The organism is Lichenihabitans sp. PAMC28606, assembly GCF_020616535.1.
GTDB classification, from domain to species: Bacteria; Pseudomonadota; Alphaproteobacteria; order Rhizobiales; family Beijerinckiaceae; genus Lichenihabitans; species Lichenihabitans psoromatis.
This window is the reverse complement of the sequence record NZ_CP085136.1, coordinates 2,955,851-2,971,948: the sequence shown is the minus strand read 5'-3', so window position 1 is coordinate 2,971,948 and position 16,098 is coordinate 2,955,851. Positions and strand designations below refer to the sequence as shown.

Sequence of the window (16,098 nt, the reverse complement as noted above, 5' to 3'; positions counted from 1 at the left end):
GTCACCTGGAACGCAAAATCAATATATAGCTCAGCGACGCATCGCTTCCCTTTAGCAATCGGAGTTTGACCGGGGTCGGCCGCATCCGAAGCGTCAGAACGTAATCAAGCATGGTGTCGAGCGTCGCCTCGTCCTCGAATTTCTGCGCGACCATGAAGTTGTTCATGCACTGCGCTATTGTCGCGAAATAATGCGTGTTCAAGACGCTGTCGAGCGAAAGACCGGCCGCGCGGCTCTCAGTTTGACTGTAAACCTTCACCAAACCTTCGGGCGACAACCCGACGACGCCGAACGGAAGGTCGTTGATGGCCGTGGAATCGAGCCGATCGAGATCCGCCAGCGTGATATTGGCAAAGTCGAAAGCGTGTTGGTCGGACGACATGGTTGGCCTTTCGGGCGATGGCGCGCGGCGAAGGACGGCGTATGACGACGACGTCTAAGCTCCGATGACTAAGGGACCATATACGAGTCCGGCAGACGAGCGAACACGAGAAACTGAAATGGCGCCACGATCCTTAAAGAACGGGACAAGGACGATGTCGCCGTGCGAAGATCACAAAGTGGATACACTTCAGTCATCAGCGAAACCCGTTCCGGCGCGTGCCTCGAAAGCCGTCATTTCGGCTTATGCCGAGGATATCGCCCGCCAACTTGGTTTTCAAATCGGCAATACGCTGGAGCCGATCGTCGCGACACTTGGTGGCATCATCGCCTATCGCAATCCAATCTACGTCAACTCGAATGCCAGCGAGTCCATCGTGGTTCGCGGCGGTAACGACTTTACGATTTATCTCGGCACCATGACGTCGCCGGAGCGCGATCGCTTTACGATCGCGCATGAACTCGGCCACCTTTTCATTCACTATCCGCTGACAAGCGTCGATGGTGCGCCCTCGCCCATGATCGCGACCACCTGGGTCGATGACGACGATGAAGACCAACGCCGAGCCGAATGGGAAGCGAATTGGTTTGCGGCCGCGTTTTTGATGCCTGCGGAAGACTTCGCGAGCTATGCGAAGCAGATGGATCTCAACGAACTCGCCATGACCTTCTCGGTCAGCTATGCCGCCGCAGAGATGCGGAAAACCAGCCTTGGCATTACGTAAGTGCCAGAATGCCCTCGCTATCGCATTCGCCTGTTCCTGTCTGTCGATCTCGTCGGTTCGACCGCCTTCAAGCTTGGGCGTGGCGCGGATCGAGCCAAGGTCAGCAATCCTCATCCGATCTGGGTCGATGAAATCCGAAAGTTCTATCGCGGCTTTCCGGCGACCCTGACGGCGAAATTCCGCAGGCTCGCAGAGACGGACAAACGAGCGGACATTCAGGAAAAGCCACCCCTGATCTGGAAAACGATCGGGGACGAAATCGTCTTCTGCAACAAGATCGAAGACATCGACCATCTCTCCATCTGCATCAACGCGTTCATCTCGACTCTCGACATGCACAGCAAGGCCTTGGAGACCCGACGGATCGAGGACGCCGGAAAACTGCCGGCCGGCCTCGCGGTCAAGGGGACCGCCTGGATCGCCGCCTTCCCCTATCCGAACATCTCGGTCAGCATCTCTCAGAAAATCCGAACGCTCAACCTCGAAACGACCGAAGAATTCGAAGCCAGCGCCGAGACCAACCCGCAAGGTTATGATTTTCTCGGCCAAAGTATCGATACCGGATTTCGGATCTCGACCTTTTCCGGCATCGACCGAATTTCGATTTCGGCGGAACTGGCTTATCTTCTCTGCGATCTGGCGGCGGGCGGTAAACTCAACGTCAAGCTGCATTACGCGGGACGAGAAACGCTAAAGGGTGTGACGACGGGCAAAACGTACCCGATCACCGTCTTGGATACCGAACGCAATCCGCTTCGGAAGTCGGTCAAAGAACATGAAAAGACGCTGATGGGCGTCGCGGAAACCAAGAATGATCAATTGAAGGCTTTTCTTGCGGCTTATTTCCTCGACGAAGCGGTCGAGGTGCCGAGCTTGTCGGAAACCTCGCTGCCTGAAAACTACCGGACCTTCGCTTTGGCTTGGGCCGCGACCGCCAAGGAAGAAGAAGAAAAGACGAAACGCGAGCTCGAAGGGGAAGCTCAGCGGGCGCAGGACCGATTGCTCGACAAGTCGCACGAAGCGAACGTCATGGATCGCGTTCGGTCAATCGGCGACACGTTGATCAAGAAGGCCACGAGCCTGCCGTCGGCGCGCCGATCGGGCCGCTAACGCCTCGGTCTCATGGCTCGCCCGCGACGTCGACCCGGAAACGCAACCTGTCCCGCTCCGCGACGTTGCTGCTTCGAGCGCCCGACCATGTCGAGGGTCGACGCAGCGGAGATTTGCGTTTGAGCATAGAGGCCGACGAGGCGGACTGGAAGGCCATGGTGGCGGACCTCAGCGAGGGCGTCTTGCTGATCAGGCCTGACGGGACACTGACCTTCGCCAACACGGCCGCGCTCGCGATGCATGGCGTCAGCCGGCTCGACGAGCTTGGTGGGTCGATCGCGGGCTTTCACAAGCGCTTTATCCTCAGCAACGCACGGTCGCATCCGCTCGATCCGAAGCAGGATCCACTGGCCCGGGCGGCGCGGGGCGAAGCCTTCTCCGACATGGTGATCCGCGTCGCCAAGGTCGGGGACGGGCAGCATCAGTCGATTTTCAGGGTTCGGAGCCTCATCGATCGGAACGGCGAACAAGGCGGCCTGCACTCCGGCCTGCTGATCCGGAATGATACGGAACTTGTCGAAGCCGAACAGCGGTTCGAGCATATGTTCCGCGCCAACCCGGCCCCGGCCGCGATTTGTCGCCTCTCGGATTTTCGATTCTGTCGCGTCAACCAGGGCTTTCTCGAACTGACCGGGTTCAAGGAAAACCAGGTGGTCGGCCGATCGGTCTACGAGGTTGATGTGCTGAGGCAGGCGGAGCAGCGGGCCGCCGCCATCGAGCACCTGCACGCCGGCGAAACCATCCGGCAAAGGGAGGCTTGCCTCGACGTCCCTGCGGATAGCAACAAATGGGTGATCGTGGCCGGTCATCCGATCGACATGCCGGGTGATACCAGATGTATGCTGTTCACATTTGCGGATCTCGAGGCGCGACGGAAGGCTGAGATCGCCCTGAAGCAGAGTGAAGAACGCTTTGCCAAGGCGTTTCAGCTGACGCCGGTCCCGACCTTGATCGGCAAGCGGGCCGGACTTGCCATCTCCGGCCTCAACGATTCCTTCACCCAGACCTTCGGTCACCATCTCGACGATTGCCTGGGAAAGACGGCCGCCGAGATCGGCCTCTGGATCGACCCCAAGCTCGAGCGCCGCTTTGACCGCGAGCTGAAGCGGGCTGGAGCCGTTAGGAATTTCGATGGCCGCCTCCGGGCAAAGGACGGGTCAGAGCTCGATTGCATGATCTCGGCCGAAAGCGTGACGATCGATGGCGAAGCCTGCGTGCTCTGTACGCTGCAGGACATCACGGAACGGCGTCGATCTGAAAAAGACCTGATCGCCGCGATCGAGGCGGCAATGTCGGACGCGTCGTGGTTCACCCGGGGCGTGCTCGATAAGCTTGCGACGCTCCGGCAACCACCGCGGCCGGGCGAGGCCGCTCCGAGCGAAACGTCTCTGACACGGCGCGAGCGCGAGGTGTTGAAGCGCGTCGGCCATGGGTCGACCGATCAGGAGATCGCCGAGGAGCTGGCCCTCTCGCCCAACACGGTTCGCAACCATGTCGCGTCCCTCCACCGCAAGCTCGGTGTCAACCGCCGCAGCGCCGTCGTGGTCTGGGCGCGCGAGCGCGGCCTCGTCGATGCGCCGGAGCCGAAACGCTCCATCCGTGCCAAAAAGCGGTAGAATTCGCTTAGGCAAATTAGTCAAAAACGACCAGTAATTTTTCTACGGAACCTTGCGGTTTCTTGGCTCTTTTAAGGCTATCGAGCGTCCCGAAACAGGGTGCTCATCCTCATAAGGAAGTCGACAATGAAATTCGCGACGTTCGTGCTCGTCAGCAGCCTTTTCGCGACAGCCGCTTCGGCCCAGACCGCAACCACGACGACGGCCCCTCAGGACGGCAACAGCAATCAGGCTGTCGCGACCACCGGCGCCAATGCCATGCAGCCCGCCAAGGGCGCCAATTCCTTCACCGAAGGCCAGGCGCAAGGCCGCATCGAGAAGGAAGGCTTCACCAAGGTTACGGCTCTCAAGAAGGACAATGATGGTGTGTGGCGCGGCCAGGGCATGAAGGGCAGCGCCAGCGTCGGTGTCTGGCTCGATTACAAGGGCAATGTCGGCCAGCAGTAACGTCAAGCCAAACTCCCTATCGTTTTAAGGATAATTCATCATGCGAATGATCGCTCACAGCTACGATACTTACGACCAGGCGACCCGAGCCGTTACGGCGCTCGAGGCAGCCGGCGTGCGGCACGACGACATCAGCCTCGTGTCGGGAGACAAGACCCGGTCCACCGCACCTGCGGTTACGGATGACACGACAGAGACGACCGCGGCCGGAACGGGCGCAACAGCCGGGACGATCCTCGGCGGTGGCGCTGGCCTCCTGGCGGGGATCGGCATGCTGGCCATTCCGGGAGTCGGACCGGTCGTGGCGGCAGGTTGGCTCATCGCAACGCTGACGGGTGCCGGTGTCGGGGCAGCGGCGGGCGGCCTGCTCGGTTCGCTGACCGGCGCGGGTATCGATGACGCCGATGCCAAGACCTACACGGACCATGTCGGTCGCGGTGGGACACTTGTGACGGTTCGGACCGATGATGCCATGGCGTCGCGCGTCGAGAACATTCTTGAGCATGGCGAGTTGCGCGCCGATATGACGGCTCCGATCGCCCCGCTTGGAGTTGACGCTGGTCTTCGTCCCGGCATGACGACCCGCCCGATCAACCGTCCCCTGACCGGCGTGGCGGGAGATGCCTTTCGTGACCGCACGATCTCCGACATGGACCGTGACGACCTGACATCACGGCCAAATCCGATCCGCGACAATTCCGCCACGCGCGCGGTCGACAACACGCTTGGAACGAACGTCAGCGGCGAACACCCGACCCGTAAGCTCTGACGATCACGCCGACGGAGGCCGCATCGCGTCTCCCGTCGGCGACCCGTCCGAGATGAGGCCGGCCGCTGATCGTCAGCGGTTATGCCTTTTTGGCTCGTGATGGGCATGCCGCTTAAGGACACCATGACCCTCTCCGATGACGTTCAGCCGACGCGCTTAGCTGGCTTCCGGGTTCTTGTCGTCGAAGACGAGATGCTCCTGGCTGTCGAACTGATCGATGAGTTGCAGGAGCTCGGCGCAATTCCGATCGGCCCCATCGCGAGTCTTCCAGAAGCTCTTGCGGCGATCGAGAATACGACGATCGATCTCGCCATGCTGAATGTCCATTTGCGCGGGCAATTGTCATTTCCGGCCGCAAAAGCGCTTGTGGCGCGCAACATTCCATTCGTCTTCGTGACGGGCAATGATACCTTCGTGCGTCAACATTTCCCGCAGGTTCCGGCGCATCAAAAGCCCTATGAAATGGCGCAGATCGTCGACGCGCTGGAACGCCTGATGAAGGAAGCGGCGGCTTGCCAGCCGACAGGCCCTGCCGAGCAGCAAGTCCCCGACCGCAGCTGAGTTTGGTCCTGCCTGACCGACGCCGTCGCCGAACCAGCGTCGTTAGGATGCGGCGGCTGCGCTCACGTGATGCGTCGCGATGAGGGTGCGGATTCGATCGCCATCGGCGACTGACACTGGATTGTAAACGATCATGCTGAGATCCGGCCGCGCGTCGACCGCGAAGGTGGAGTAATCCATTTCGATCGCACCGAGGGTCGGATGCTGGAGCCGCTTTACACCATCGCCGTGACTTCGAACCTCATTATCCTGCCAAAAGACTTTGAACTCGGGGCTCAATCGACAGAGGTCCTCAACCAGATCGGCGACTTCGGAAACGGCTCCGGCGCGTGCCGCATCGGCCCGGAAGGCCGCGACCACGAAACGCGCCATGCTGTTCCAATCCGGTTGCGCGGCGCGGACCTTCGAATTGCTGAACATGATGCGAAGAATGTTGCGTTCGCTCGACGGCAGCTTGCCATAATCGGTCAGCACCACGGCTGCGGCGTGGTTCCACGCGACGACATCCCAGGTTGCGCTCTTGATTAGCGCGGGACTGACCTCGAAGGCGTCGAGAACGCGCTGCAAACGCGGCGTCACGCCTTCGCCTGGCGTGTAACGCACCTCGGGGGGACGCCCGAGCCCGAGCATGAAGAGGTGCTCCCGCTCGATGTCGGTCAGCATCAGGCCACCGGCAATTCGGTTCAAAACATCGGCCGACGGCGCCCCACCGCGTCCTTGCTCCAACCATGTGTACCAAGTCGGGCTGATGTTCGAGCGTTGGGCGACCTCCTCCCGGCGCAGGCCTGGCGTGCGACGGCGCCCTGAGAAACCCAAGGCGATGGGATCGAGGCGGGCGCGACGATCCTTGAGAAAATGCCCCAGCAGATTATCGGTCTCGGGCATGGCGATCCTGTTGATGATTATACCACGATAAGGTCACTACTTTAACAGGATAGAGGGTCAGCCGATAGAGGAGACGCACTCTCATCGGAGACTTCCAATGCGCATATTTCTCACCGGCGCGACCGGCTTTATCGGATCGGCCATCATCCCGGAACTCATCGGCGCAGGCCACCAGGTGCTCGGACTGACGCGGTCGGATGCAGGAGCCCAGGCTCTCGCGATCGCCGGCGTCGAGCCTTATCGTGGGGATCTCAACGACCCGGCGAGCCTGCGGCGCGGCGCGGCCGAGGCCGACGGCGTCATCCACTGCGCCTTCGACCATGACTTCTCCAACTTCCTGGCGAATTGCGACAAGGATCGACGCAATATCGAGGCTCTTGGCGCCGCGCTCGTCGGATCCGACCGCCCCTTGGTCATCACCTCGGGCACCGGCATGGGGAATGCGGTGCAGGGCGAGCCGGCAACCGAAGACGCCTTCAATATCGATCACCCGAACCCCCGCAAGGCTTCGGAGCTGGCCGGTGCAGCCCTGGCGGATGCAGGCGTCAACGTGTCGGTGGTGCGCCTTCCCCAGGTGCATGACACGGTCAAGCAGGGGCTCATCACGCCCTTGGTGGCGCTCACCCGCGAGAAGGGCGTCTCGGCCTATGTGGGCGATGGACGCAATCGCTACCCAGCCGCGCATGTGCTCGACGTCGCGCGCCTTTACCGGCTCGCGTTGGAGAAGCGCGAGGCCGGCGCTCGTTATCACGCGGTTGCCGAGGAAGGCGTGTCGGTCCGCGCGATCGCGGAGACGATCGGTCGAGGCTTGAAGGTGCCGGTGGTCGCGCTTTCGCCGGACGAAGCGGCGGCCCATTTCGGGTGGCTCGCGATGTTCGTCGGTCTCGATCTTTTGGCCTCGAGCGCGCTCACGCGGAAGCGGCTCGGATGGCACCCGACCGGCCCCGACCTCATCACCGACCTCGAAAACATGGACTACGGCACGGCGTAGTCCCGCCCAAGAGCGGTCGCGGCGTCAGCCGCGCGATCGCCGTCGGTGCGAGGCGCCGTCGCGGCCGCTCACCACATCCAGGATCTCGGCCGCGACATTCCGCAGATGCGTCACCATGGCGGCCCGCGCGCGGCGGGCGTCGCCACTTTCGAACGCCTTCAGGATATCGAGATGTTCGGCCGCATCGGCCGCCACGCGTCCGGCCGGGCTCGTCAATTCGAACAATCGCGTGGTGACGCGCAGCGATCGGATCATGCGAACCAGAACGCCATTGCCGAGGACCTCGGGAAACAGCAGATGGAGCCGATCGTCCATCTCCCAATGGGCCGTATCCTGGACGCCGAGCGAGCCCAATCGCGTGATCCCCTCGCGCAAGCCGTCGAGCGTCGATTTTGGCACGCGTCCGATCGCGAGTTCGATCGCTTCGGCTTCGAGCAATTCGCGGATCTTCAGCGCCTGGAAGAATTCGACCGGTTGCACCTGCCGCACCACATAGGAGCGCGACCCTTGCTTCACGAGCAGACCCTCGGCGGCGAGGCGTAGAATCGCCTCGCGCATCGGCGTGCGCGAGATGTCGAGTTGCTGCGCGAGGCGACCTTCGACCACCGAACTGCCGCCCGGCAAGGTCCGCGTGAGGATCATGCGCCCGAGCTCGTCATAGGCGCGTTCGGCGAGACTCGCGTCCGGGTCTGGGGTCTGGAGCGTGACGCTCAAAGGCTCACCGGCCCTCATGCGGAGGGCTCGATCAGCCCCGCCGTCTCCAGCGCGTCGCGAAGATCGGCGATCTCGATCGCCGACAAGCCGGTGATCGGGGCGCGGGTCGCGCCATTCGACCAGCGTCCGAGCAGCACCATACAGGCTTTCAGGCGAGCCGTCGCCAACCCGCCCGGCGCAACCCCGTAGATCGCGTTGGCGAGGGGCTGGATGCGCTCGTGCAGCGCGCGGGCCTGATCGAGGTCGCCACGGCGCACAGCGGCCTCAAGCGCCACGATCTCGTCCGGCATCAGGGCCGCAAGGCTGACGAGGCTCCCCTCGGTGCCGATCACGAAGCAGGAGAGCAGATGCTCGTCTCCCGATGCCATCATCTCGACATGGGGCGCGATACGTTTGACCAGCCGGCGGTTGCGGTCATAAGCGTTGCTTTCCCAGCTGCCTTCCTTGATCCCCACCACGGATGGTAGACGAACGAGCTTTGCAAGCACCTCGGGCCGATAGGCGAGCGCCGATGCGACACCGGCCTGATAGAGCATGAGCGGAATGCCAGCCGCCTCGGCGATGCGGGCGTGGTGCGTCACCGCCATGCTGGCATCCTGTGAGAGCGCCCAGGAGAATGGCGGAAACACGAGAACCGCATCGGCGCCGGCCTCGGCTGCGTCGGCGCCATGCTGGGCCGCCTCGTCGCTCGATTCGCAGAGGACGCCCGAGACAACGATATGGGTTCGCCCGATCGTCTCGACCGCGATCTCCGTCACGCGTCGGCGCTCCTCGCGGCTGAGCAGGAAATTCTCCCCCGCATGCCCGTTGCACAACACGCCAGCGATCCCCGGCCCTGCCGTGACGGTGCGAAAATGCGCCGCCAGAACCGCGTCGTCGATCCGGCCGTCGGCACGGAACGGCGTGAGCGTGGCGACGTAGATCCCACGGAACGGGTGAGCTGCATTCGGGATCACGCTGTTTTCTCCAGAGGGTTCGTGATGTCGGGTTGCCCGACCGGGTCCGGCAGGATGAGCCGGGCGGGGTCAAACAGGGGCATCTCGGGCTCGCGGCCGAGAATCCGTTCGGCCAGCAGCAGCCCCATATAGGGGGCGCTCGTATAACCCGAATGCACGCAGCCGATCACATAAGCGTCGTCGATGCCCGGAAGCGGGCCGATCATCGGCATGGCATCGGCGGTCTCCGATTCGAGGCCCAGCCAGATGCGAAGAATGCGGGTTTCGGCGAGGGCCGGAATCGCGTGCCGCGCCAGGCGGACATTGCCGACGAGATTATCGGGATTGGCTTCGACGCCGCCGCGTTGCGGATCCCCGATGCCCTGCCAGCCGCCGCCGATCAGCACCGAGCCATTCTCGAATTGCTTGAGCGACAGCAGGCCGTTGGCGATACCGACGACGCTTCGCATCACCGGACGCATCCGTTCGGTGACGATCAGCTGATTGACCAGACATTTGACCGGCACGCGCAGACCGATCCAGGCCAGCATCGTCTCGAGCCAGACCCCGCCCGCCAACACCAGCCGCTTGGCGCTGATCCGCCGGCATCCTCCGACGAGGATGTCGAAGCCCGCCTCGTGGCGGTGGATCGCATCGACCGGCGAGTGTTCCATCACCGAGACGCCGGCAGCCAGAAGGGCCTGGCGATAAGCTCGGCCGGTCAAATAGGCCGTGACATGGCCATCGAGCTCGCAATATGCGGCCGCGATGACTCCCTCGTTGAGCCCGGGCTCGATCTGACGGGCTTCGGCCGGCGTGACGAGCCGGATCGGCGCACCCATGGCGGAGCGGGCCGCAGCCCGCTTCTCCAGCATGTCCTGCTCGGCTGGCGTGAAGGCCAGCGATAGGCCGGGCGCCGACCGGGCACCGACGTCGGAGCCGAGCCACTCGGGCGCGTCGATCCATAATTGGCGTCCTCGCATCGCATAGGGAATGAGGGCGGCGCGCGTCATATGCAGCGTGAGGGTTCCGGCATTGACGCCCGATGCCTCCCGGCAAACGTCGCCGCGATCGATCAACGCGACCGTCATGCCGCCACGCGCGAGATGGAGCGCAACGGTGGCGCCCATGGCGCCCGCGCCGATGACAGCGACATCGACATCGACGATGCTGGACTGCTGCGCCTCGCTCATAGCGGCGCCGGTGGTGGGAGGATGAGGTCGGCATAGGCCACGTTGCCGGTCAGCTGATCGAGGGGCAGCGGGCGAAACGGGGAGCGGCCGGTGAAATGACCGACGGTGTCGCGCGAGGCGCCCGCGCGGACCAGCAAAGCGCCGACGATATCGCCGCATATGCGCCCTTGGCACGGCCCCATGCCGCACCGCGTCCAGGCTTTCACCTGGTTTGCGGTGGCTGAGCCCTCGCGCATCGCAGCCTCGATCTCGGCGCGGGTGACATCTTCGCACCGACAAACGATGGCGTCGGGCGGAATGGCGTCGATCTGGCCGGGCCGCAGCGCCATCAGGCTGGCCATCGCGCGGCCGAAGCGACGGGCGCGGGCGGCAGCGGGTTTCAGCTTGCCGCTGATCCGCTGATGCTCGGACGCCGGAAGAGCACCGAGGTCGCGCGCGACCGCGAGCCCCGCGAGGCGCCCGTCGGTTGCGGCCGCGGCCGCTCCGGCCAGTCCCGCGCCGTCACCGGTCGCGAACAACAGCGGAATGCTGGTTCGACCCTCGGCGTCGGTCAGCGGCAACCAGCCGCCGCGCGCGTCATCGAACAGATGTTCGGCCCGCAGCAGTCGCGTCACATCGGTCGATGGTGTCAAGCCGTGCCCGACAGCCGCGGCATCGACCGTAAAATGTCGTTCACGACCGTTCACGATGGGACGCCTCGCGGCATCGACAGGCCCAATCACGATATCGAGGCGGCCGTCGGGCATGGCCTCGGCCCGCCGTACACCCTGACGCGTCAGGAGCGGCACCCCCGCCGCCATGAGGCGGCTCACCCAGGCCGTGCCGCGTGCCGCCAAGTCCGGCCGCGCCAGGAGGGCAGGACCACGCGACAGCCAGTCGCGGCGCGACGATAGATCGACCACGGCCGCGACCTCGCCGCCCGCCTTCAGGATCGCAACCGCGACCGCCAGCAGCAGCGGGCCGCAGCCCGCCACCAGCGTTCGACGTCCCGGCAGCATACCCTGGGATTTCAGGAGGATCGTGGCCCCCGCGAGGCCGGTGACGCCCGGCAGAGTCCATCCCGGAAACGGAACGACCCGTTCCTGCGCCCCCGTGGCGGTGACGACGGCGCGCGCGCGCCAGGAGCGCGGGCCGTCTGGCCCAAGCGCGTCGACTCGGAACCCGGGCGATATGGACCAGACCATATGGTCGAACACGACGGTCACCGGGCTTGCGGCGAGGCGGGCCCGAAGCGCGTCTCCGGTCCTGCGCTCGGGCGACGCACTGCCGCCCGAGAAGGCGGCCGGGGGAGCGCGATAGACCTGGCCGCCAGCGGCGGGCGCTTCATCGACCAGCGTGACGGCCAATCCGCACGACGCGGCCGCGAGGGCGGCTTCGATGCCGGCCGGCCCTGCGCCGATGACGAGAAGGTCGGGCGAACCCATCACGCGATCGTTCCCGACATCACCTGCATGCCCTCACGCACGATGACACGGCAGGCCGGCCGACGGACATGATCGACCACCACGGTACATTCCTGGCATAGCCCCACCCAGCAGAAGGCCCCGCGCGGCTGCGCGTCCCGTGGGCTTGTGCGCAAGATGCGGATGCCCGCCGCCAGTAACGCGGCCGCGATGGACTCGCCGGCATAGGCTGGAACCATCACGCCATCGAAGCTGAACGCGAGGGGCGCCCCGCGCTGAATGTCGGCGGCACGAAGGGAAACCGAGATCATGGCGGCAGCCTCATGGTGGATTGACTTTCATCCATCTTGGTGTTTGTTTCGCGTCCGAACGGTATACGATACGTACACCGTTAAAGGGGTTGGCGCAACCTGTCTGCCAGACTGGCACGATCGGACGGCGCATAGGAGAGGGTCGAACCATGAGTGCCTTGAAGATCATTTGCGGATTGGCCGGCATGGCCTTGGTTGCCATGTCTCCCGCTCCGGCGTCGGCCCACAGCCTCGACGATATTCTGTCGGCCAAAAAGCTGGTGGTCGGCATCAACCCCAATCTGCCGCCACTCGGTCGCTTCAACGACAAGAACGAGATCGAAGGCTTCGATGTCGACGTCGCCACCAAACTGAGCCAGATGCTCGGCGTCGACGTCTCGCTGGTCCAGGTCAACTCGGCCGATCGCGTGCCGTTTGTGGTGACCGGCAAGGCCGATATCGTGCTCGGCGCCCTAACGCGCACACCGGACCGGGCCAAGGTGATCGATTTCTCGCTGCCGATCCAGACCGAGGCGATCAGCGCCATGACGCTGAAGGACAAGCCGTTCAAGACCCTCGCGGATCTCGATTCGGCCGACGTTCATCTGATCGAGGTGCGCGGCACGACCCCGGTCGAATATGTCAAGACCCACATGCCGAAAGCGCAAGTCACGTTGTTCGACAATTATCCCGATGCAGTGCGGGCGCTGTTCCAGGGACGCGGCGACGCGATCGTCGACGTGGTCGATTACATCGGTCCCTATACCAAGACATACAAGACCGAGACGCGGATCATCCTCGATAGCAAACCCGACGTCGATTACGATTGCATTGGCGTCGCGCACGGCAACGATGCGCTGAAAAGCTGGCTCAATACCGCGGTGTTCCAGTTGCAGAGCAACGGCTTCATGGCGACGACCTACAAGAAGTGGTTCGGCATCGACATGGTCTATCCGATCCCGGTCACACCCTATTTCTGAGGCCTCGTTCGTGAAGGCGTGATCGACCCATGCACTACGTCCTGCAGTATAGTCAGATCACGCCTTATCTGCCCTATTTTCTGGGTGGGGCCCTGATCAGCCTTGAACTCAGCATCCTGGCTTTCGCCGGCGGTGCCATCCTCGGCCTCTGCGGCGCGATCGCCCGCAACCAGGGCGGTCCTCTTCTGTCGCGCCTCGCCCGGATCTATGTGGCCTTCTTCACCAACACCCCGCAGCTCGTGCAGATCTATGTGATCTTCTTCGGCCTGCCGGATCTCGGCGTGCTGTTCTCGCCCTTCGCCGCAGTGCTGATCGGCATGACGCTGAATGCCGGCGCCTATCTGACCGAAATCTTGCGGGCGGGCCTCGCCTCCGTGCATCAGCAGGAACTCGACGCGGCCGAAACGCTCGGCATGAACCGGCTGCAAACCCTCCGGCATGTCGTGCTGCCGCATATTTTCCGCGTCGTGCTGCCGGCGCTCAGCAACCAATATATTCTGATGACGCTCGGCACCTCGATGGCGGCGGTCTTCGGGGTCGAGGAACTCACCGGCCGCGCCTATAACGTGAATTCGACGACGTTCCGCTCGATTGAGGTCTTCACCACGGTGGCGGTGATCTATGTCGCGATCACCTTTGCGGCCACACTGCTTCTTGCGGTCGTCGGGCGATTGGCGTTCCGCGTCCGGATCAAGGTGCTGTGATGTTCAACGATATCATCGCGCAGATCCCGCAAGTCTTTACATCGTACAATCTGATCCTGTTGGGCGAAGCCGCGCTGACGACGTTGCTGCTCTCGGCCGTCGGGTGCCTCGTCGGCCTCGTGATTGGGTTTCTGGTCTCGCTCGCGCGCATGTCGCATGGCTGGCCGCTGCTGCCGATGCGCGTTCTTGCCGGCTTCTATGTCGAGATCGTGCGGCGGGTGCCGTTCCTCGTCACGCTCATGCTGTTCTTCTTCGGCGCGCAGGTGCTCGGTTTCGATGCATCGCCGCTGACGATCGCGCTGATCGCCACATCGGTCATATCGACCGCATTCGTGGCGGAGATCATCCGCGGCGGTCTCGGGGCAGTCAATCAAAGCCAGATCGAGGCCGCCACCGCGATGAATTTCTCGACCTGGCAAACCTTGCGGCTGGTGCGGCTGCCGCAGGCATGGCCGCTGATCCTCCCGCCGGTCTTTGGGTATTTCGTCCTCTTCATCAAGGATACGGCGCTTGCGTCGCAGGCCGGCGTTCTCGAACTCACGCAGGCCGGCAAAATCCTCAACACCAAGGGCTTTTCGGCCTTTCTGGTGTTCGGCGCCGTGCTGCTTTTGTACTTCCTCATCTCATACCCCTTGGCGCGCCTCGGCGGCCACCTGGAGCATCGCCTTGGCGCATCTCGACATCCGCGGACTTAGCGCGCGCTACGGCAAAGTTGCGGTGCTCGACGGCATCGACCTGTCGGTCGAGCGCGGCGAGATCGTCAGCCTGATCGGCCCGTCGGGATCGGGGAAGAGCACCCTGCTTCGGGTCATCACGGGGTTGCTGCGGCCCGAGCACGGCGGCGTCACGCTCGCCGGGCAGTCGATCGATTATGCGGACCGACGCTCACTCAAAGCGGCCCGCGACCGCATGGCCATCGTGTTCCAGCAATATAATCTGTTCGGCAACATGACGGTTCTCAAAAACGTCACCGTGGCGCCCGTGACGATCAAGAAGCGGGATAGGCGGGAGGTCGATGCCGAGGCGCGGGCCCTGCTCGACAAGGTTGGGCTTGGCGACAAGCTGGACGCTTATCCCGATCAGTTGTCAGGTGGCCAGCAGCAGCGAGTCGCCATCGCCCGCGCGCTCTGTCTGAAGCCCGATCTCCTGCTGCTCGACGAAGTGACCTCGGCGCTCGATCCCGAGCGTGTCAGCGAGGTGCTGGATACGATCCGGTTGCTGGCCTCGGGGCAGATCACGATGTTGATCGTGTCGCATGAGATGAGTTTCGTACGCGACGTGTCGCACCGCGTCGCCTTCATGGCCGACGGCAAGGTCCAGGAAATCGGACCACCCGACCAGATCTTCGATGCCCCGACAGTGGCCCGCACCCGCGACTTTGTCGGAAAGATTTCGCGACGATCGCCCAACCCGGGTTGATCACTCGGCGGGTTTTGACATCGGGCGGGTCGATTGCAATCCAATCGAGGCGCCGCACGGAACGATTGGAGCGGCCAGGCGCGGACCATCGCCCGTTGAGACAGGCGTCGACCCTCGTTCAAAACGATCGGCAATTGCTGTATATCGAAATTGGCGCGCCCGGAACGATTCGAACGTCCGACCCTCAGATTCGTAGTCTGATGCTCTATCCAGCTGAGCTACGGGCGCGCATGCCGCGAGGGGCAAAACGATCCGGAAACAGATCGTAGGCCCGACCGGATCGGTCAGGCTGCAGTGAGGGTCGTGTACCCAATCCCAACCGGCTTGGCAACCCGCATTTGCGGTTCCTGCGGATCGACCCGTCAAGTCAGGCGAAAAGACCACGTCGTCGGCAGCATGGCCGAACGCGCGGTCGCAAACCAGTCGCAAGCCCGGTCCACCTCCTGGCAAACGCCGTAGGCGAGCTCGTCACGGCTGACGGGCTGCTTCGTCCCGGCGCATCGGCATTGCGTCGATGGTCGGAAACAGGACGTCGGGGCCGAGCGGCGTCTCGGACGACATTTTCGTACCGCCATCCTTGCCGATCAGCAGCACGCGAAACCCTACACCATCGACCTCGGCCGCCGCCCGGAGGGCTCGTGCCTTGGCGCCGTCGCCCACCGCCTCGACGAGCGCGAGATCACGCTCTGCGGCACCCTTCTGCATCGCCCGGAACATCGTCTTCTGTTCAAGCAGTTGCGGATCGTCGGCCGAAGGAGCCGACACCAGCAGAACACGATGCGTCCATCGATACGGCGCGAGCGGATTGGCTGCCGCACCGGCCGGGGAAATGGCCGCCACGAAGGTCGAAGCCGTTAAAGCGGCGATCAGAAACGTCTGGGTCATGGTCGGGTCCCTGCGAAACAAGATCATGGGATCAACGCCGCCACGGCTCCGATGTTCGCTTGCCCGGTGTTTCGCAGTGCACGCCGCCCT

Annotated in this window: 19 protein-coding genes and 1 tRNA gene; 11 read left to right on the top strand and 9 right to left on the bottom strand. The window is 63.5% G+C overall.

The window, feature by feature from the left end; translation table 11 throughout:
• Position 1: 1 nt before the first annotated feature.
• Positions 2-382, bottom strand: a complete 381-nt coding sequence (locus LGH83_RS13990) for a hypothetical protein (protein WP_227399186.1) — start codon at positions 380-382, stop codon at positions 2-4.
• 178 nt (positions 383-560) lie between these two features.
• Between LGH83_RS13990 and LGH83_RS13985 the strand changes: the two genes are divergently transcribed.
• From LGH83_RS13985 to LGH83_RS13960, 6 genes are all read left to right on the top strand, one after another.
• Positions 561-1,106: an ImmA/IrrE family metallo-endopeptidase gene (locus tag LGH83_RS13985; protein ID WP_227399185.1), complete on the top strand. Its 546-nt coding sequence runs from the start codon at positions 561-563 to the stop codon at positions 1,104-1,106.
• Positions 1,107-2,216 (top strand): hypothetical protein, encoded by a 1,110-nt coding sequence (locus tag LGH83_RS13980; protein WP_227399184.1) that lies wholly within the window; start codon positions 1,107-1,109, stop codon positions 2,214-2,216. It begins immediately after the preceding gene.
• 119 nt (positions 2,217-2,335) lie between these two features.
• Positions 2,336-3,832 carry a helix-turn-helix transcriptional regulator gene (locus LGH83_RS13975; RefSeq protein WP_227399183.1) on the top strand — a complete coding sequence of 499 codons (1,497 nt, stop codon included), beginning with the start codon at positions 2,336-2,338 and terminating at the stop codon, positions 3,830-3,832.
• A 126-nt stretch (positions 3,833-3,958) separates the two neighbouring features.
• Positions 3,959-4,279: a PepSY domain-containing protein gene (locus LGH83_RS13970; protein ID WP_131113873.1), complete on the top strand. Its 321-nt coding sequence runs from the start codon at positions 3,959-3,961 to the stop codon at positions 4,277-4,279.
• A gap of 40 nt (positions 4,280-4,319) precedes the next feature.
• Positions 4,320-5,048, top strand: coding sequence for a general stress protein (locus LGH83_RS13965; protein ID WP_227399182.1), 729 nt, complete (start codon positions 4,320-4,322; stop codon positions 5,046-5,048).
• Positions 5,049-5,171: 123 nt separating this feature from the next.
• Positions 5,172-5,609 (top strand): response regulator, encoded by a 438-nt coding sequence (locus LGH83_RS13960; protein WP_227399181.1) that lies wholly within the window; start codon positions 5,172-5,174, stop codon positions 5,607-5,609.
• 42 nt (positions 5,610-5,651) lie between these two features.
• Here the strand turns inward: LGH83_RS13960 and LGH83_RS13955 are convergent, their stop codons facing one another.
• Positions 5,652-6,494 carry a helix-turn-helix transcriptional regulator gene (locus LGH83_RS13955; RefSeq protein ID WP_227399180.1) on the bottom strand — a complete coding sequence of 281 codons (843 nt, stop codon included), beginning with the start codon at positions 6,492-6,494 and terminating at the stop codon, positions 5,652-5,654.
• A gap of 97 nt (positions 6,495-6,591) precedes the next feature.
• Between LGH83_RS13955 and LGH83_RS13950 the strand changes: the two genes are divergently transcribed.
• Positions 6,592-7,485: an SDR family oxidoreductase gene (locus tag LGH83_RS13950; protein WP_227399179.1), complete on the top strand. Its 894-nt coding sequence runs from the start codon at positions 6,592-6,594 to the stop codon at positions 7,483-7,485.
• A 24-nt stretch (positions 7,486-7,509) separates the two neighbouring features.
• On the opposite strand, the gene LGH83_RS13945 is transcribed toward LGH83_RS13950, so the two are convergent.
• From LGH83_RS13945 to LGH83_RS13925, 5 genes are read right to left on the bottom strand one after another with little or no spacing between them, the layout of a single operon-like run.
• Positions 7,510-8,217: a GntR family transcriptional regulator gene (locus LGH83_RS13945; RefSeq protein WP_227399178.1), complete on the bottom strand. Its 708-nt coding sequence runs from the start codon at positions 8,215-8,217 to the stop codon at positions 7,510-7,512.
• Positions 8,214-9,155: a dihydrodipicolinate synthase family protein gene (locus LGH83_RS13940; RefSeq protein ID WP_227399177.1), complete on the bottom strand. Its 942-nt coding sequence runs from the start codon at positions 9,153-9,155 to the stop codon at positions 8,214-8,216. Before LGH83_RS13940 ends, LGH83_RS13945 begins: the two co-directional genes overlap by 4 nt.
• Positions 9,152-10,327, bottom strand: coding sequence for an NAD(P)/FAD-dependent oxidoreductase (locus tag LGH83_RS13935; RefSeq protein ID WP_227399176.1), 1,176 nt, complete (start codon positions 10,325-10,327; stop codon positions 9,152-9,154). The genes LGH83_RS13940 and LGH83_RS13935 overlap by 4 nt, the downstream gene beginning before the upstream one ends.
• Positions 10,324-11,751, bottom strand: a complete 1,428-nt coding sequence (locus LGH83_RS13930; protein WP_227399175.1) for an NAD(P)/FAD-dependent oxidoreductase — start codon at positions 11,749-11,751, stop codon at positions 10,324-10,326. The genes LGH83_RS13935 and LGH83_RS13930 overlap by 4 nt, the downstream gene beginning before the upstream one ends.
• Positions 11,751-12,041 (bottom strand): (2Fe-2S)-binding protein, encoded by a 291-nt coding sequence (locus LGH83_RS13925; protein ID WP_227399174.1) that lies wholly within the window; start codon positions 12,039-12,041, stop codon positions 11,751-11,753. The genes LGH83_RS13930 and LGH83_RS13925 overlap by 1 nt, the downstream gene beginning before the upstream one ends.
• A gap of 149 nt (positions 12,042-12,190) precedes the next feature.
• On the opposite strand from LGH83_RS13925, the gene LGH83_RS13920 reads away from it, so the two are divergent.
• Genes LGH83_RS13920 through LGH83_RS13905 form a run of 4 tightly spaced genes read left to right on the top strand, consistent with a single transcriptional unit; the run spans position 12,191 to position 15,123 of the window.
• Positions 12,191-13,000, top strand: a complete 810-nt coding sequence (locus LGH83_RS13920; protein WP_227399173.1) for a transporter substrate-binding domain-containing protein — start codon at positions 12,191-12,193, stop codon at positions 12,998-13,000.
• A 29-nt stretch (positions 13,001-13,029) separates the two neighbouring features.
• Entirely contained in the window at positions 13,030-13,704 is a 675-nt protein-coding gene (locus LGH83_RS13915) for an amino acid ABC transporter permease (RefSeq protein WP_227399172.1), read from the top strand.
• Positions 13,704-14,399: an amino acid ABC transporter permease gene (locus LGH83_RS13910; RefSeq protein WP_131113885.1), complete on the top strand. Its 696-nt coding sequence runs from the start codon at positions 13,704-13,706 to the stop codon at positions 14,397-14,399. Before LGH83_RS13915 ends, LGH83_RS13910 begins: the two co-directional genes overlap by 1 nt.
• Positions 14,371-15,123, top strand: a complete 753-nt coding sequence (locus tag LGH83_RS13905; protein WP_227399171.1) for an amino acid ABC transporter ATP-binding protein — start codon at positions 14,371-14,373, stop codon at positions 15,121-15,123. The genes LGH83_RS13910 and LGH83_RS13905 overlap by 29 nt, the downstream gene beginning before the upstream one ends.
• Positions 15,124-15,274: 151 nt before the next feature.
• Here LGH83_RS13905 and LGH83_RS13900 read toward each other — a convergent pair.
• Both LGH83_RS13900 and LGH83_RS13895 read right to left on the bottom strand, forming a co-directional pair.
• Positions 15,275-15,351: transfer RNA gene (locus LGH83_RS13900), tRNA-Arg, on the bottom strand.
• A gap of 240 nt (positions 15,352-15,591) precedes the next feature.
• Complete coding sequence (locus LGH83_RS13895) at positions 15,592-16,008, bottom strand: DUF4174 domain-containing protein (RefSeq protein WP_227399170.1); 417 nt, start codon at positions 16,006-16,008, stop codon at positions 15,592-15,594.
• Positions 16,009-16,098 lie beyond the last annotated feature (90 nt).

What these genes read in the sequence shown, in the direction of transcription:
- LGH83_RS13930 (WP_227399175.1), bottom strand. Translation starts at nt 11,751, where the DNA reads ATGGGTTCGCCCGACCTTCTCGTCATCGGCGCAGGGCCGGCCGGCATC.
- LGH83_RS13965 (WP_227399182.1), top strand. Translation starts at nt 4,320, where the DNA reads ATGCGAATGATCGCTCACAGCTACGATACTTACGACCAGGCGACCCGA.
- LGH83_RS13955 (WP_227399180.1), bottom strand. Translation starts at nt 6,494, where the DNA reads ATGCCCGAGACCGATAATCTGCTGGGGCATTTTCTCAAGGATCGTCGC.
- LGH83_RS13925 (WP_227399174.1), bottom strand. Translation starts at nt 12,041, where the DNA reads ATGATCTCGGTTTCCCTTCGTGCCGCCGACATTCAGCGCGGGGCGCCC.
- LGH83_RS13895 (WP_227399170.1), bottom strand. Translation starts at nt 16,008, where the DNA reads ATGACCCAGACGTTTCTGATCGCCGCTTTAACGGCTTCGACCTTCGTG.
- LGH83_RS13945 (WP_227399178.1), bottom strand. Translation starts at nt 8,217, where the DNA reads ATGAGGGCCGGTGAGCCTTTGAGCGTCACGCTCCAGACCCCAGACCCG.
- LGH83_RS13910 (WP_131113885.1), top strand. Translation starts at nt 13,704, where the DNA reads ATGTTCAACGATATCATCGCGCAGATCCCGCAAGTCTTTACATCGTAC.
- LGH83_RS13935 (WP_227399176.1), bottom strand. Translation starts at nt 10,327, where the DNA reads ATGAGCGAGGCGCAGCAGTCCAGCATCGTCGATGTCGATGTCGCTGTC.
- LGH83_RS13950 (WP_227399179.1), top strand. Translation starts at nt 6,592, where the DNA reads ATGCGCATATTTCTCACCGGCGCGACCGGCTTTATCGGATCGGCCATC.
- LGH83_RS13920 (WP_227399173.1), top strand. Translation starts at nt 12,191, where the DNA reads ATGAGTGCCTTGAAGATCATTTGCGGATTGGCCGGCATGGCCTTGGTT.
- LGH83_RS13960 (WP_227399181.1), top strand. Translation starts at nt 5,172, where the DNA reads ATGACCCTCTCCGATGACGTTCAGCCGACGCGCTTAGCTGGCTTCCGG.
- LGH83_RS13915 (WP_227399172.1), top strand. Translation starts at nt 13,030, where the DNA reads ATGCACTACGTCCTGCAGTATAGTCAGATCACGCCTTATCTGCCCTAT.
- LGH83_RS13990 (WP_227399186.1), bottom strand. Translation starts at nt 382, where the DNA reads ATGTCGTCCGACCAACACGCTTTCGACTTTGCCAATATCACGCTGGCG.
- LGH83_RS13970 (WP_131113873.1), top strand. Translation starts at nt 3,959, where the DNA reads ATGAAATTCGCGACGTTCGTGCTCGTCAGCAGCCTTTTCGCGACAGCC.